The sequence below is a fragment of the Klebsiella sp. GG_Kp175 genome (assembly GCF_040062325.1).
Lineage (GTDB): Bacteria > Pseudomonadota > Gammaproteobacteria > Enterobacterales > Enterobacteriaceae > Klebsiella > Klebsiella quasipneumoniae.
This window is the reverse complement of sequence record NZ_JBEAFX010000002.1, coordinates 303917-320037: the sequence shown is the minus strand read 5'-3', so window position 1 is coordinate 320037 and position 16121 is coordinate 303917. Positions and strand designations below refer to the sequence as shown.

The window sequence follows — 16121 nt, the reverse complement described above, 5'->3', positions numbered from 1 at the left end:
GCGAGGGTTTGATGAATTTGTTTTTAATTTTTCCTCGATTTGCAAGTGAACATATATCAAAGGATGTTTATTTATTCCCGAAGTATATGGCTGAACAGTTAAACGCAAGGTTATATATTTGTTTTGATAAGGATAATGACTTAAATTATAGTTTTGATGATAATGTTAAAGTTAAAGACTTAGCATTAAAAGGTCATTCTGAATGTTCGTTCATATCTATACTAAAACAAATTTTTTTTATTTATAAAAATAGAAGTGATATTGACCTATTGGTTCTTTTTCATTATAGGTGGTATTCATTAATATTGAGTTTGTTCTATAAATTATTAAAAAGCTCTGGCAAAGTCTATATTAAATCAGATATGCCTCTTAATGAAGCCAGTAATGTTTTTAATCAAAGTTCATCATTTATAAAAAAATTACGGCGCATCATTTATTTAAACTTAGCTAGAGTTGTAGATGTTATTTCTTTTGAGGTCAAAGATGTATACGATGCGGTAAAGTCATCAACGAGTTCAGAATACATTAAAAGTAAATTTCGTTTAATTCCAAATGGCTATGTCAGTTCTACTGATTCACATCATGAACTTATCAAAGAAAATATGTTTTTGACGGTTGGTAGATTAGGAACATACCAAAAGAATACTGAATTTCTCTTGGATGTTATTGAGGGGTTGAATTTAAAAGATTGGACATTCCATTTCGTTGGCCCAGTTCAAGATTCTTTTGCTAGCCGTATAGAAGAGTTTTATGCGAGAAATCCTCATTTAGCAAAAAGTGTTTTTTTTGAGGGCAGCATAAGTGACCTAGCTTTAAAAAATAGTTTCTACGAACGTGCAAAAGTATTTGTTTTGCCCTCTCGTTATGAAAGTTACGGTTTGGTTCTTTTGGAGGCGGCTTCATACAATTGTCACTTGATTTCTACAAATGTAGGGGCGATAAATGATCTTATTTCAATATATAATTGTAGTGGTCAAGTCTTAGAGCAAGATATTGAATGCTTTAGAAGCAAAATGCAAAAAATAATAGATTGTAATATTTATCCAGTCTCCAATGATGTTAAGTCTCTAGAAATGAATGAGCTTGTTCATACACTTATCAATTTTATTTATAGTAATAGAAAAATTTAATTCATTATGTAAAATAATCTATGGGTTATATATGATAGGTTGTTTTCATATTTATTTATGTCCATTGTTGAGATAGGATAGATGGGAAGAAATTATAGTCTTCAGGCACTCAGAGCAATTGCGGCAGTTTTAGTTGTTTTCGCTCACACCATAACTCAGATTAATATGGCCTCAGAAATTAATGGATATTTGGGATATGTGCTGAAAACGATTGAAAGTCTAGGTGGTCTTGGCGTTTATATTTTTTTTATCATAAGTGGTTATATCATGTCTTATACTACATGTGATAAAAAAGGAGGAAGGCAGGAAGCTATTTCCTTCTTAAAGAAAAGATTTCTTCGTGTCTATCCTGTTTACTGGATTTGTTTGTCAATTATGACTATTGGTTGGGCGGGCGGTATTTTTTTAAAATCACATGATTATAGTATATACAAAGTCATAGCATCGTATCTTTTACTTCCTTTCTCTGACCCTTATTCAGGGAATATTAATCCAATCCTGTCCCAGGGCTGGACTTTAATGTACGAAATATTTTTTTACTTTTCATTTTCTGTTTTGCTGTATCTGGATGTCAAAGGTTTAAAGAAGGTTTATTATCTTTTTGGATTTTATTTTTTTGTTTATTTTTTCGGAAGGTTCAATTTTTTCCCTTGGATTTCTCTAAACCTTTTTCTTCAAAAACCATCCTTTTTCTTATTTATTCTGGGTATGATATTCTTTGAGTGTCAGGTTTTTTTTCGACATCTTCTTCATAATTACTTATTAAGGTTTTTTATTGTTGTAATTTGTATTTTTTTACTGTTTTATGTTTTTGATCCCAACTGCAGCATTAAACCTGACTTTATAATGTATCCATTGTCAGCTTTGATCTTTTTATTATTTAACAGCTGCAATATCAATAATAGAACTTTAAACTTATTAGGCGATTCCTCTTATTCTATATATTTGACTCATGGCTTCATTGTTCTGATGTTTGGTAATGTAATCAAGAGGTTGGATGTAAACTATAATTATGCATTGCTTTTTTCTTCACTCCCATTTATATTTTCTATAATGATAGGTGTTTATTTTTATAAATATGTCGAAACTAAGGTTATTTATAAATCTAAATTGATCTTTAGCTAAGGGTTTTTATTTACTGTTTAGGTTATCAGATAATGATACGTTTTAAATGTAAAAAGAAAACGGCCATTGAATTCTTTGTTTTATTGTTACTGACAATCGTTGGGGCTTTTTTTATAAGTGGCCGTAATCAGTATTTACCTGATTATCAAATGTACCTTACTTTGTATCACTATGCATCTGATCTCGTAGAGTTTTCATTTAATGCAATTGCTGGTTTTTATAGGGGCTTTTTTCCTGGTGATGATGGTTTTATATATTTTTTATTTACGTATGCCATCTTAGGGTTTGTACTCCATATGTATTTTGCTTATTTTTATATAAAGAAAGAGCAAGGGTGGATTAGATATTTGTTTTTTTTAATGCCATATTTTTGTTATTTTTTTATTTTCTGGGATTTGATTCAAATTAGATACGCTGCTGGAATCAGTTTTCTTTTATTTGGTATGTTTGCAAGTTCTGTTAGGTGGCGGTTTTTCTTCTTTGCTTTAGCTATTTTATTTCATAATTCGATGGTTTTACCGGAGGCACTTTTTTTATTATTCACTCTCATAAGAAAGGATTATATTAAACTGATAGCGGTCCCGGGAATTGCAATAACTGCATTAATAGGATTACAGTTTACAAGATATTCGGTGAAGTATGAACAAAGCTCAGCTGAGTGGGATCACTTAAATTTACTTGGTGGTAATTGTTTAATGCTTTATCTAATGGTCTTGTCTATGCTGTATTTTAAAAAATATTTAAATAATAATTATAAAAAAACTGTAACGACACTTATTTATACTGTTTCTGTATTAACACTTTTGATAGTTGTACTTAACGGAAATTATCCTGCTATAGCAAACAGGTTACTTGCATTAACATTGTTTCTTGCTTTTATATGTGTTTCTTTTGTTAAGGGTAAATATAATTTAATCTTTTTTATAGCGTTATCAATAGTATTCTCTCTATGGAATTTGAATATTATTGTCCTTGATCCAAATAGTTTTTTCAATACCCCGTGGTATCATTATTAAGCTGATCAACCTCACATGTATTGGTGTCTTTATGAAACGAAAATATGCTCGTTGTTTTCTTTTGCTTTTAAGTATCTTGTATAGCGGTTATTCTTTTTCATTTGAGGTTGGTGTTGGAACACATATATCTGGCTTTACAGGAACTCCAGAGCAATACATTAATTTACTAAAGAAATATAATATTACATCTTTTCGTACGGACTACCATTGGGCCGACGTAGAAAAACAAAAGGGGGTCTATACTCCGGCTTCTCATAAATTAGATGAGCTCATCAATTTAGCAGTCATAAATAATATTAAGCCCATTTTAATCTTAGACTATGGAAATCCACTTTATGTAAACGGAAAACCTACAACAGATAATGAGCGTGATGCATTTGCTAGATATGCTGCTTGGACTGTTAGTCATTTTAAGGGTAAAGTTGATGTTTTTGAGATATGGAATGAATGGCATTTAGAAAAACCAAGGTATTTATCTCAAAACCAAAAGTCAGCACAGCAATATGTATCCTTAGTTCATTCATGCTATACTGCTATAAAAAAGGTTGATCCCAATGTGAAAGTAATTGCTGGTTCTTTTAATCCAACCCAAAAAGACGAAATTATTTGGCAGGATAAACTCTTCGAGTTAGGCTTTTTAAATTATATCGACGGCGTTTCAATTCATACTTATCATAATACAGATTCTACCTTTATGCCACCTCAAGATAACTTATCTCTCATTGACGCTATGCAAGAAAAAATAATTAAAATTAAAGGGGCCGCTCTTCCGGTTTTTATAACTGAAATCGGTATTAGCGATTATTACAAAAACAAAATCCCACAAGCTGATATAGGTAAGTTCGCTTCTGAGTATTTTATGTTTTCGGCCAAAAGAAATTATATCCAAGGCGTTTGGTGGTATGATTTCATTAATGATGGCATTGATAAGAAAAATGGCGAGCATAATTTCGGCATGTTGAATCGTGATCTAAGTGAGAAAGATACAGCATCTGCAATAAAACAGTTTTCGCAAAGGCTAAGAGTTAAATAAAATCTTATTTCATTCTCTTTTGTTTTTATTATGTTAAGTATTATAATATACACTTCCATATGAATTGTTTTCAGTTACAATGATGGAATCATAACTAAAGTAACTGTGAATCTTCACAGTATCCACACCTGACAGGAGTATGTAATGTCCAAGCAACAGATCGGGGTTGTCGGTATGGCCGTGATGGGGCGTAACCTTGCGCTGAACATCGAAAGCCGCGGTTATACCGTCTCCGTTTTCAACCGCTCCCGTGAAAAGACCGAAGAAGTAATTGCCGAAAATCCTGGCAAGAAACTGGTCCCTTATTACACAGTACAAGAGTTTGTTGAATCCCTCGAAACACCACGCCGTATCCTGTTGATGGTGAAGGCAGGGGCTGGCACTGACAGCGCCATTGACTCCCTCAAGCCTTACCTCGATAAAGGCGACATCATCATTGATGGCGGTAACACATTCTTCCAGGATACCATCCGTCGTAACCGTGAGCTGTCTGCCGAAGGTTTTAACTTTATCGGTACCGGTGTTTCCGGTGGTGAAGAAGGTGCTCTGAAAGGACCTTCCATCATGCCTGGTGGCCAGAAAGAAGCCTATGAACTGGTTGCTCCCATTCTGAAGCAGATCGCGGCGGTTGCTGAAGACGGTGAGCCGTGTGTCACCTATATCGGTGCTGATGGCGCTGGCCATTATGTGAAGATGGTTCATAACGGCATCGAGTATGGCGACATGCAGCTGATTGCCGAAGCTTATGCGCTGTTGAAAGGCGGCTTGGCACTTTCTAACGAAGAACTGGCGCAAACCTTCACTGAATGGAACGAAGGTGAACTGAGCAGCTACTTGATCGACATTACCAAAGATATCTTCACCAAGAAGGATGAAGAGGGTAAATATCTCGTCGATGTCATCCTTGATGAAGCAGCAAACAAAGGTACCGGTAAGTGGACCAGCCAGAGCTCACTGGATCTCGGCGAACCTCTGTCTCTGATCACCGAGTCCGTGTTTGCTCGCTATATTTCTTCGCTTAAAGACCAGCGTGTAGCCGCGTCGAAAGTGCTGAGCGGCCCGCAGGCACAGCCGACTGGTCACAAAGCGGAATTTATTGAGAAAGTGCGTCGTGCACTGTACCTCGGTAAAATCGTTTCCTATGCTCAGGGCTTCTCCCAGCTGCGTGCTGCTTCTGATGAATACAACTGGGATCTGAACTACGGCGAGATCGCTAAGATTTTCCGCGCTGGCTGCATCATTCGTGCGCAGTTCCTGCAGAAGATCACTGATGCTTATGCGCAAAACGCTGGCATTGCTAACCTCCTGCTGGCGCCGTACTTCAAACAGATCGCTGATGACTATCAGCAGGCGCTGCGTGATGTCGTGGCTTATGCCGTGCAGAATGGTATTCCTGTACCGACGTTCTCTGCCGCGATTGCTTACTACGACAGCTACCGTTCCGCAGTTCTGCCAGCTAACCTGATCCAAGCTCAGCGTGATTACTTTGGTGCGCATACCTATAAGCGTATTGATAAAGAAGGTGTATTCCACACAGAGTGGTTGGAATAAATTTCTTTCCACAGTCAGGCCATTTGGCCTGACTATTTTTAATTTTATATTTAATGGTGCAAACTGACCTTAAGCATTTCCTTTCTAAAAATATTTCCAATATCTAATTTTTTAATCTTTTTAAGAATTTGCCATATTTATTATCTTGTACGCCTATATTAATCTGCTTCTGGCCTCAGTAAATTACTGGGTGTTAAATAACAGGGTTTTAATTAAAGGAAATTAATATGTTACTTCCTGTGATAATGGCTGGCGGTACCGGCAGTCGTCTCTGGCCGATGTCTCGCGAGCTTTACCCGAAACAGTTCCTCCGTCTGTTCGGGCAGAACTCCATGCTGCAGGAAACCATCACCCGACTCTCGGGCCTTGAAATCCATGAACCGATGGTCATCTGTAACGAAGAGCACCGCTTCCTGGTGGCCGAACAGCTACGCCAGCTCAACAAGTTGTCGAACAACATTATTCTTGAGCCGGTCGGGCGCAACACCGCCCCGGCCATCGCCCTGGCGGCTCTTCAGGCCACCCGCCACGGTGACGACCCGCTGATGCTGGTTCTCGCCGCCGACCATATCATCAATAACCAGCCAGTCTTCCACGACGCCATCCGCGTCGCCGAGCAGTATGCCGATGAAGGCCATCTGGTCACCTTCGGTATCGTGCCGAACGCCCCGGAAACCGGCTACGGCTACATCCAGCGCGGCGTGGCCCTCACCGACAGCGCCCACACCCCGTACCAGGTGGCCCGCTTCGTGGAGAAGCCGGACCGCGAGCGCGCTGAGGCCTACCTCGCCTCCGGGGAGTACTACTGGAACAGCGGCATGTTTATGTTCCGCGCCAAAAAATATCTCTCCGAGCTGGCCAAATTCCGCCCGGATATCCTCGAGGCCTGCCAGGCCGCGGTCAATGCCGCCGATAACGGCAGCGACTTCATCAGCATTCCGCATGACATTTTCTGCGAGTGCCCGGACGAGTCCGTCGACTACGCGGTGATGGAGAAAACCGCCGACGCGGTGGTGGTCGGTCTCGATGCCGACTGGAGCGACGTCGGCTCCTGGTCCGCCCTGTGGGAGGTCAGCCCGAAAGATGAGCAGGGCAACGTCCTCAGCGGTGACGCGTGGGTGCACAACAGCGAAAACTGCTACATCAACAGCGACGAGAAGCTGGTGGCGGCCATCGGCGTGGAAAACCTGGTGATTGTCAGCACCAAGGACGCCGTGCTGGTGATGAACCGCGAGCGTTCCCAGGACGTGAAGAAGGCGGTCGAGTTCCTCAGGCAGAACCAGCGCAGCGAGTACAAGCGCCACCGCGAGATTTACCGTCCCTGGGGCCGCTGCGACGTGGTGGTCCAGACCCCGCGCTTCAACGTCAACCGCATTACCGTGAAACCGGGCGGCGCCTTCTCGATGCAGATGCACCACCACCGCGCCGAGCACTGGGTCATTCTCGCCGGCACCGGTCAGGTGACGGTCAACGGCAAGCAGTTCCTGCTGACCGAGAACCAGTCCACCTTTATTCCGATTGGCGCCGAGCACAGCCTGGAAAACCCGGGCCGCATTCCGCTGGAAGTGCTGGAGATCCAGTCGGGGTCGTACCTCGGCGAGGACGACATTATTCGTATTAAAGACCAGTATGGTCGTTGCTAATTTTATTCGGGACAAAACGCAGAATGACACAGTTAACATGCTTTAAGGCTTATGACATCCGGGGTGAACTGGGCGAGGAGCTGAACGAGGACATCGCCTACCGTATCGGCCGCGCCTACGGCGAATTTCTCAAACCCGGGAAGATAGTGGTGGGGGGCGATGTGCGCCTCACCAGCGAGTCGCTGAAGCTGGCGCTGGCCCGCGGGCTGATGGACGCCGGCACCGACGTGCTGGATATCGGCCTGAGCGGCACGGAAGAGATTTACTTCGCCACCTTCCACCTCGGGGTGGACGGCGGCATCGAGGTGACGGCCAGCCATAACCCGATGAACTACAACGGCATGAAGCTGGTGCGCGAGAACGCGAAGCCCATCAGCGGCGACACCGGCCTGCGGGATATCCAGCGCCTGGCGGAGGAGAACCAGTTCCCGCCGGTGGACCCGGCGCGTCGCGGTACCCTGCGCCAGATATCGGTGCTGAAGGAGTACGTCGACCACCTGATGGGCTACGTGGACCTGGCGAACTTCACCCGTCCGCTGAAGCTGGTGGTGAACTCTGGCAACGGGGCGGCGGGACACGTGATTGATGAAGTGGAGAAACGCTTCGCGGCGGCCGGGGCGCCGGTGACCTTTATCAAGGTGCATCACCAGCCGGACGGCCATTTCCCGAACGGTATCCCGAACCCGCTGCTGCCGGAGTGCCGCCAGGACACCGCCGACGCGGTGCGTGCGCATCAGGCGGACATGGGCATCGCCTTTGACGGCGACTTCGACCGCTGCTTCCTGTTCGATGACGAGGCGTCGTTTATCGAGGGGTACTACATTGTCGGCCTGCTGGCAGAAGCGTTCCTGCAGAAGCAGCCGGGGGCGAAAATCATTCACGACCCGCGCCTGACGTGGAACACGGTGGACATCGTGACCCGCAGCGGCGGCCAGCCGGTGATGTCGAAGACCGGGCATGCGTTCATCAAGGAGCGGATGCGCCAGGAAGACGCCATCTACGGCGGGGAAATGAGCGCGCACCATTACTTCCGCGACTTCGCCTACTGCGACAGCGGGATGATCCCGTGGCTGCTGGTGGCGGAGCTGCTGTGTCTGAAGAACAGTTCGCTGAAATCGCTGGTGGCGGACCGCCAGGCGGCGTTCCCGGCGTCGGGGGAGATCAACCGCAAGCTGGGTAATGCGGCGGAGGCGATAGCGCGCATCCGGGCGCAGTATGAGCCGGCGGCCGCCCACATCGACACAACGGACGGTATCAGTATTGAATACCCTGAGTGGCGCTTTAACCTGCGCACGTCCAACACGGAGCCGGTGGTGCGTCTGAACGTGGAGTCCAGAGCGGATTCTGGTCTGATGGAGAGTAAAACTAAAGAAATACTCAATCTCCTGTCATAAAATGTTCAAAAATTGACGAGAAATATACGAGCTTCATTTAAATACGCAGATTATATTTTAATATCTAAGTGCTCATTAATTCTCATTTCTATAATTGAAAGGGCATAGAAAAGTGTTATGCCCTTTTTTATCTACGAAACGATTTCGGATAAGATAATTATGAAGATTCTTGTAACTGGTGGCGCGGGCTTTATCGGCTCTGCCGTGGTTCGTCATATCATTGAAAATACCCGGGATGAAGTCCGTGTGATGGACTGCCTGACTTACGCCGGTAATCTCGAATCCCTGGCGCCGGTGGCCGGGAGCGAACGCTACTCGTTTTCCCAGACTGATATCACCGATGCCGCAGCTGTGGCAGCCCAGTTCAGCGAGTTCCGCCCGGATATCGTGATGCACCTGGCGGCGGAAAGTCATGTGGACCGTTCCATTGATGGCCCGGCCGCATTTATCCAGACCAACGTGATCGGCACTTTTACTATGCTGGAGGCGGCCCGTCACTACTGGTCCGGGCATGGGGAAGCGCAGAAGCAGGCCTTCCGTTTCCACCACATCTCCACCGATGAGGTGTACGGCGACCTGCACGGCACCGATGACCTGTTCACCGAAGAGACTTCGTACGCTCCGAGCAGCCCGTACTCCGCCTCCAAAGCGGGCAGCGACCATCTGGTTCGCGCCTGGAACCGCACCTACGGCCTGCCGGTGGTGGTGACCAACTGCTCCAACAACTATGGTCCGTATCACTTCCCGGAAAAACTGATCCCGCTGACCATCCTTAATGCCCTGGCGGGTAAACCGCTGCCGGTATATGGCAACGGGGAGCAGATCCGTGACTGGCTGTATGTTGAGGACCATGCCCGTGCGCTGTACAAAGTGGCGACCGAAGGCAAGAGCGGCGAGACCTACAACATCGGCGGTCATAACGAGCGTAAAAATATCGATGTGGTGCGCACCATCTGCACCATTCTCGACAAGGTGGTGGCGCAGAAGCCGGGAAACATCACCCACTTTGCTGACCTGATCACTTTTGTCACCGACCGTCCGGGACATGACCTGCGCTACGCTATTGATGCCGCGAAAATTCAGCGCGATCTGGGCTGGGTGCCGCAGGAAACGTTCGAGAGCGGGATTGAGAAAACCGTGCACTGGTACCTGAACAACCAGACCTGGTGGCAGCGCGTGCTGGACGGCACCTATGCCGGTGAGCGCCTTGGTCTGAATAACTAATAAGGAAGTAAAGATGAAAGGTATTGTTCTGGCCGGCGGCTCCGGCACGCGTTTATATCCCATCACTCAGGGCGTCTCCAAGCAGCTGCTGCCTATCTACGACAAGCCGATGATTTTCTACCCGGTGTCTGTCCTGATGCTGGCGGGCATTCGCGATATCCTTATCATCTCCACGCCTGACGACATGCCTTCCTTCCAGCGCCTGCTGGGTGACGGGTCGCAGTTCGGGGTGAACTTCAGCTACGCCGTCCAGCCGTCGCCGGACGGCCTGGCGCAGGCCTTTATCATTGGCGAGAAGTTTATCGGCAACGATGCCTGCGCCCTGGTGCTGGGGGATAATATCTACTTTGGCCAGAGCTTCGGTAAAAAACTGGAAGCGGCGGCGGCGAAGACTTCCGGTGCCACGGTGTTTGGTTATCAGGTGCTGGATCCGGAGCGTTTCGGGGTGGTGGAGTTCGATGAGAACTTTAAGGCACTGTCTATCGAAGAGAAACCGCTGAAGCCGAAATCGGACTGGGCGGTGACCGGACTCTACTTCTACGACAATAACGTGGTGGAGATGGCGAAGGACGTTAAGCCTTCAGCTCGCGGGGAACTTGAGATCACCACCCTGAACCAGATGTATCTTGAGCGTGGCGATCTGCAGGTAGAGCTGCTGGGGCGCGGTTTTGCCTGGCTGGATACAGGCACTCATGACAGCCTGATGGACGCATCACAGTTCATTCACACCATTGAAAAGCGCCAGGGGATGAAGGTCGCGTGCCTGGAAGAGATCGGTTACCGCAACAAATGGTTGTCGGCGGAAGGGGTGGCGTCTCAGGCCGAACGCCTGAAGAAAACCGAGTACGGTGCTTATCTCAAGCGCCTGCTGAACGAGCGTTAATGCCTTCTTCGTCAACGACAGGATACAGAGAATGAAGATTTTACTGATTGGCAAGAATGGCCAGGTGGGCTGGGAGCTGCAGCGTTCCCTGTCCACCCTCGGCGACGTGGTCGCGGTGGATTATTTTGATAAAGAGCTGTGCGGTGACCTGACGAACCTGGCAGGCATCGCGCAGACCGTGCGTACCGTCCGCCCGGACGTGGTGGTGAATGCCGCCGCGCACACGGCCGTGGACAAGGCCGAAAGCGAGCGGGAGCTTTCCGACCTGCTGAACGACAAAGGGGTGGCGGTGCTGGCGGCGGAGTCGGCGAAGCTCGGTGCCCTGATGGTGCACTATTCCACCGACTATGTGTTCGACGGCGCCGGCAGCCATTATCGCCGGGAAGATGAGGCAACCGGCCCGCTTAACGTCTACGGTGAAACCAAGCGTGCCGGTGAGCTGGCCCTGGAGCAGGGCAACTCGCGTCACCTGATTTTCCGTACCAGCTGGGTGTATGCCACCCGCGGCGCCAACTTTGCCAAAACCATGCTCCGCCTGGCGGGGGAGAAAGAGACCCTCACCATCATTGACGACCAGCACGGGGCGCCCACCGGCGCTGAGCTGCTGGCAGACTGCACGGCGACGGCAATCCGTGAAACGCTGCGTAATCCGGCGCTGGCCGGCACGTATCACCTGGTGGCCAGCGGTGAAACCAGCTGGTGCGACTATGCCCGCTATGTGTTTGAAGTGGCGAGAGCGCACGGTGCCGAGCTGGCGGTGCAGGAAGTGAAGGGCATTCCGACGACGGCCTATCCTACGCCGGCGAAGCGTCCGCTCAACTCGCGCCTGTCGAATGAAAAATTTCAGCAGGCATTCGGGGTGACTCTCCCGGACTGGCGTCAGGGTGTGGCTCGCGTGGTAACAGAAGTCCTGGGTAAATAAACGGTTAGCAAAAGATGAACATTATTAAAACAGATATTCCTGACGTGCTGATTTTTGAACCGCGCGTGTTTGGTGATGCGCGGGGCTTCTTCTTTGAGAGCTTCAGCAGCAAGGTGTTTAATGAGGCGGTGGGCCGTCAGGTGGAATTCGTCCAGGACAACCATTCACAGTCCCAGAAAGGCGTATTGCGCGGGCTGCACTATCAGCTGGATCCGCACGCTCAGGGCAAGCTGGTCCGCTGTGTGGAAGGTGAGGTGTTTGACGTGGCAGTGGATATCCGTCGTTCATCGCCTACCTTTGGTAAATGGGTTGGAGCGGTGCTCAGCGCAGAGAATAAACGTCAGCTGTGGATCCCTGAAGGATTCGCCCACGGGTTTATGGCGCTGAGCGACACGGTGCAGTTTGTCTATAAGGCGACGAACTACTACGCGCCACAGTCAGAACGGAGCATCATCTGGAACGATCCGGAGATAGGGATTGACTGGCCGGCACTGAGCGACTGCGTGCTGTCGCTGTCGGAGAAAGACCTGCGGGCACATACTCTGGCCATAGCAGAAGTATATAAATAATTAGGTTGTTTTTTCCTAAAATGGCGGGTTCCAGATGGACTCGTCATGTTTATTCGTTAACAAGCCGGGTCAACCGACCGACTTGACTTACCTTCCTTCTCAGCGTAAAACCGCCCACAGTATTATTTAATTTCGTGGCTATCCGCCATTATCCAGTTAACTGATTAAAGTGTAATCTCATGAAAATTACTATTTCCGGTACAGGTTATGTTGGTTTATCGAACGGTGTCCTGATTGCGCAAAACCACGAAGTGGTTGCCCTGGATATCGTACAGGCCAAAGTGGATATGCTTAACCAGAAGATCTCTCCGATTGTGGATAAAGAGATTCAGGAATATCTGGCAGAAAAACCGTTAAATTTCCGTGCTACCACGGACAAGCACGACGCCTATCGTAATGCCGACTACGTCATCATTGCGACGCCGACCGATTACGATCCCAAAACCAACTACTTCAACACCTCTACAGTGGAAGCGGTTATTCGCGATGTCACAGAGATCAACCCGAATGCGGTGATGATCATTAAATCGACCATCCCGGTGGGGTTCACCCGCGACATCAAAGAGCGTTTAGGGATTGATAATGTTATTTTCTCTCCTGAGTTCCTGCGTGAAGGCCGCGCGCTGTACGACAACCTGCACCCGTCGCGCATTGTCATTGGTGAGCGCTCTGCACGTGCCGAACGTTTCGCAGACCTGTTGAAAGAAGGCGCGATTAAGCAGGATATCCCGACCCTGTTTACCGACTCCACTGAAGCGGAAGCGATCAAACTGTTCGCGAACACCTATCTGGCGCTGCGCGTTGCCTATTTCAACGAGCTTGACAGCTATGCTGAAAGCCAGGGGCTGAACAGCAAGCAGATTATCGAAGGGGTATGCCTGGATCCGCGTATCGGCAACCACTATAACAACCCGTCCTTTGGCTATGGCGGCTACTGCCTGCCGAAAGATACCAAGCAGTTGCTGGCGAACTACGAATCGGTCCCGAACAATATCATCGCGGCTATCGTAGATGCTAACCGTACCCGTAAAGACTTTATCGCGGATTCTATTCTTGCCCGTAAGCCGAAAGTGGTGGGTGTGTATCGCCTGATCATGAAGAGTGGTTCGGACAACTTCCGTGCCTCTTCTATTCAGGGCATTATGAAGCGCATCAAGGCAAAAGGTATTCCGGTTATTATCTATGAACCGGTGATGCAGGAAGATGAGTTCTTTAACTCCCGCGTAGTGCGCGACCTGGATGCCTTCAAGCAAGAGGCGGATGTGATTATCTCTAACCGTATGGCGGAAGAGCTGGCGGATGTGGCGGACAAGGTATACACCCGCGATCTGTTTGGTAACGATTAATCCTGCCTGTCTGACACTGGCGGCTCCTCGCCGCCAGTATGCTTCTTTATCTCCCCGCTATATTCCTCACTGCGCGTATTTCTCGCACATTCAGATTAACCTCAATAAATTGTGATGGACATTACGATCCTGCTCAAAAGCCGTTGCGGGTTGAAAACAGGTCCGATAAGTTAAACTTACCTTGTGAAGAGCTACCGTCACTGTGATGTAGATGCCGGAGATAAGCGCCGGGAGGTAAAACAAAGCCTGCAACGCAGGCTTTTGTTATTTATGCCCTGGGAAAATACGAGGGACTGGGCGCGAGTAGCTTTATTTTTTTTCTTGCCTTAAGGCCACGCCAAAACGCAGAATGAACGGTCATTCTGTCATATCATTTTTTTATCTCTTAATATTATCTTAATCTAATTGCAATATGGAGTGGGCCTTACCACTTGCGTTTATTAAACGTCAGTTTGGTTTTCTTTCTGTCTTTCAGATATGAAATTAAAAAGAAAACCGACACAGCAAGTAGTATGGCAGCCACCACTAAGAAAAACAGGTTTTCCATAATATCTACCATAGCTTTAATTGGTTGAATCATTAGCAAGTTAAGCAATATATCAGCGTGGAAGGTGCTGTATTGCGATCTCTAACATATCCTGTTCTTAAGAAAATTCCTACAGAAAGTAATGTCTTTTATTTATCAGGAGAAAATGCTGAAGGAGCCAATAAAAATAGTATTGAAAAGAGTGACTGCAGGGAACCAGGCTTAAAGTTGTTGGCTTTTTCGCTGGCGGGTAGATGAAACTGGTTTCAGCACCGTCGTTAAAACCAGTAAAAATTATTCTTTAGCACAAAAAAGTATAGCCTGTGCCAGGCTCGGGTAAAGAAATGAATGATCAATGAAGGGAATACGGGAGGTTTATCCATTGCCGCAATCAGCTGATCGCGGCAGGGCAGAGACAGGTTAGATCTGATAGTAATCCTTATACCACTCGACGAAGTTTTTCACCCCTTCCTTCACTGACGTCTGTGGCTTGAAACCCACCAGGTCATACAGCGGCTGGGTGTCTGCGCTGGTGTCGAGCACATCACCCGGCTGAATCGGCATCATATTTTTCTTTGCTTCCATCCCCAGCGCCTCTTCCAGAGCGGTGATGTAGTCCATCAGTTCCACTGGCGAGCTGTTGCCAATGTTATAGACCCGATACGGCGCGGAACTTGTCGCCGGGGAACCGCTCTCAACGGTCCAGTCGGCATTGGCCTGCGGGATCACATCCTGGACGCGCACCACCGCCTCGACGATGTCGTCGATGTAGGTGAAGTCGCGCTTCATTTTGCCGTAGTTGTATACGTCAATACTTTTCCCTTCCAGCATCGCTTTCGTGAACTTGAACAGCGCCATATCAGGGCGTCCCCACGGACCATAGACCGTAAAGAAGCGCAGGCCGGTAGTCGGGATGCCGTACAGATGGGAATAGGTATGCGCCATCAGCTCATTGGCTTTCTTGGTGGCGGCGTACAGGGAGACCGGATGATCGACGGAATCCTCCGTGGAGAACGGCATTTTGCGGTTAAGGCCGTAAACCGAACTGGAGGAGGCGTACACCAGGTGTTTCACTTTGGTATGGCGGCAGCCTTCCAGAATGTTCAGATACCCCATCAGGTTAGCGTCCGCGTAGGCATAGGGGTTTTCCAGCGAATAGCGCACGCCCGCCTGGGCCGCCAGGTGGATCACGCGGTCAAATTGTTCTGCAGCGAACAGCTTCGCCATCCCCTCACGGTCGGCAAGATCCAGCTGCTGGAAACGAAATGCCGGAGATGCCAGACGATCCAGGCGAGCCTGCTTTAGGCTGACGTCATAATAGTCATTCATGTTGTCGATCCCGACAACATCATGCCCTTCATTCATCAGGCGTTGCGCGATATGAAAGCCGATAAAACCTGCGGCACCAGTGACCAAAAACTTCATATTTTTCCTCCGGGGTGTGGATATCCCGTTCTACATAAGTGCCGATTTTACACTGGCTTGCGGTTGGGATCACTTGCTTTACACTTGCAGAGTGTGCGTTGACATGAAGCTGGCCGGGAAAATCAAATGCTTTAATGCAAATGATTTGCATTTGAAATCGAGTCAAACCATCACTATGGTTACACGGAAAAAAAACAGTTTGCAGGAATCAGCCCATACAAGTTCGATATCTTGAAAAAACATGACATGTATTTCCGAATGAAGAGGTATTGTTGTTCGTGAAATTCGAATTAATTAGTGTTGTTGTCACCAGAGATAACTTGTAATCAAAGGA

The 16121-nt window shown here is 47.6% G+C and carries 14 protein-coding genes; 12 read left to right on the top strand and 2 right to left on the bottom strand.

What is annotated here, in order from left to right; translation table 11 throughout:
* Positions 1-86: 86 nt before the first annotated feature.
* The 12 genes from ABLU73_RS04740 (at position 87) to ugd (ending at position 13836) form a co-directional block, all read left to right on the top strand.
* Positions 87-1130 (top strand): glycosyltransferase family 4 protein, encoded by a 1044-nt coding sequence (locus ABLU73_RS04740; protein WP_348850072.1) that lies wholly within the window; start codon positions 87-89, stop codon positions 1128-1130.
* A gap of 81 nt (positions 1131-1211) precedes the next feature.
* Positions 1212-2255: an acyltransferase gene (locus ABLU73_RS04735; protein WP_221347462.1), complete on the top strand. Its 1044-nt coding sequence runs from the start codon at positions 1212-1214 to the stop codon at positions 2253-2255.
* A gap of 32 nt (positions 2256-2287) precedes the next feature.
* Positions 2288-3271: an EpsG family protein gene (locus ABLU73_RS04730; RefSeq protein WP_217332660.1), complete on the top strand. Its 984-nt coding sequence runs from the start codon at positions 2288-2290 to the stop codon at positions 3269-3271.
* A gap of 31 nt (positions 3272-3302) precedes the next feature.
* Positions 3303-4304, top strand: a complete 1002-nt coding sequence (locus ABLU73_RS04725; protein WP_114475075.1) for a cellulase family glycosylhydrolase — start codon at positions 3303-3305, stop codon at positions 4302-4304.
* Positions 4305-4448: 144 nt separating this feature from the next.
* Entirely contained in the window at positions 4449-5855 is a 1407-nt protein-coding gene (gene gndA / locus ABLU73_RS04720; protein WP_221347461.1) for an NADP-dependent phosphogluconate dehydrogenase, read from the top strand.
* 227 nt (positions 5856-6082) lie between these two features.
* Entirely contained in the window at positions 6083-7498 is a 1416-nt protein-coding gene (locus ABLU73_RS04715) for a mannose-1-phosphate guanylyltransferase/mannose-6-phosphate isomerase (protein WP_064794875.1), read from the top strand.
* A 23-nt stretch (positions 7499-7521) separates the two neighbouring features.
* The gene (gene rfbK, locus ABLU73_RS04710; RefSeq protein ID WP_055323507.1) at positions 7522-8892 is read left to right on the top strand and encodes an O9 family phosphomannomutase RfbK; all 1371 of its coding nucleotides are present in this window, start codon (positions 7522-7524) and stop codon (positions 8890-8892) included.
* A 159-nt stretch (positions 8893-9051) separates the two neighbouring features.
* A complete protein-coding gene (rfbB, locus tag ABLU73_RS04705; protein WP_264924745.1) occupies positions 9052-10116 on the top strand; it encodes a dTDP-glucose 4,6-dehydratase in 1065 nt (354 codons plus the stop codon).
* 13 nt (positions 10117-10129) lie between these two features.
* Positions 10130-10999: a glucose-1-phosphate thymidylyltransferase RfbA gene (rfbA, locus tag ABLU73_RS04700; RefSeq protein WP_221347458.1), complete on the top strand. Its 870-nt coding sequence runs from the start codon at positions 10130-10132 to the stop codon at positions 10997-10999.
* Between the two features lie 31 nt (positions 11000-11030).
* A complete protein-coding gene (rfbD, locus tag ABLU73_RS04695) occupies positions 11031-11921 on the top strand; it encodes a dTDP-4-dehydrorhamnose reductase (RefSeq protein WP_264924746.1) in 891 nt (296 codons plus the stop codon).
* Between the two features lie 14 nt (positions 11922-11935).
* Entirely contained in the window at positions 11936-12490 is a 555-nt protein-coding gene (gene rfbC, locus ABLU73_RS04690) for a dTDP-4-dehydrorhamnose 3,5-epimerase (RefSeq protein WP_126494238.1), read from the top strand.
* Positions 12491-12669: 179 nt separating this feature from the next.
* Entirely contained in the window at positions 12670-13836 is a 1167-nt protein-coding gene (gene ugd / locus ABLU73_RS04685; RefSeq protein ID WP_000704907.1) for a UDP-glucose 6-dehydrogenase, read from the top strand.
* Positions 13837-14260: 424 nt separating this feature from the next.
* Here the strand turns inward: ugd and ABLU73_RS04680 are convergent, their stop codons facing one another.
* A complete protein-coding gene (locus ABLU73_RS04680; protein ID WP_000429184.1) occupies positions 14261-14383 on the bottom strand; it encodes a small membrane protein in 123 nt (40 codons plus the stop codon).
* Between the two features lie 399 nt (positions 14384-14782).
* On the bottom strand, positions 14783-15787 hold the full coding sequence (locus ABLU73_RS04675) for an NAD-dependent epimerase (protein ID WP_094309014.1): 1005 nt from the start codon (positions 15785-15787) through the stop codon (positions 14783-14785).
* Positions 15788-16121: the final 334 nt, after the last annotated feature.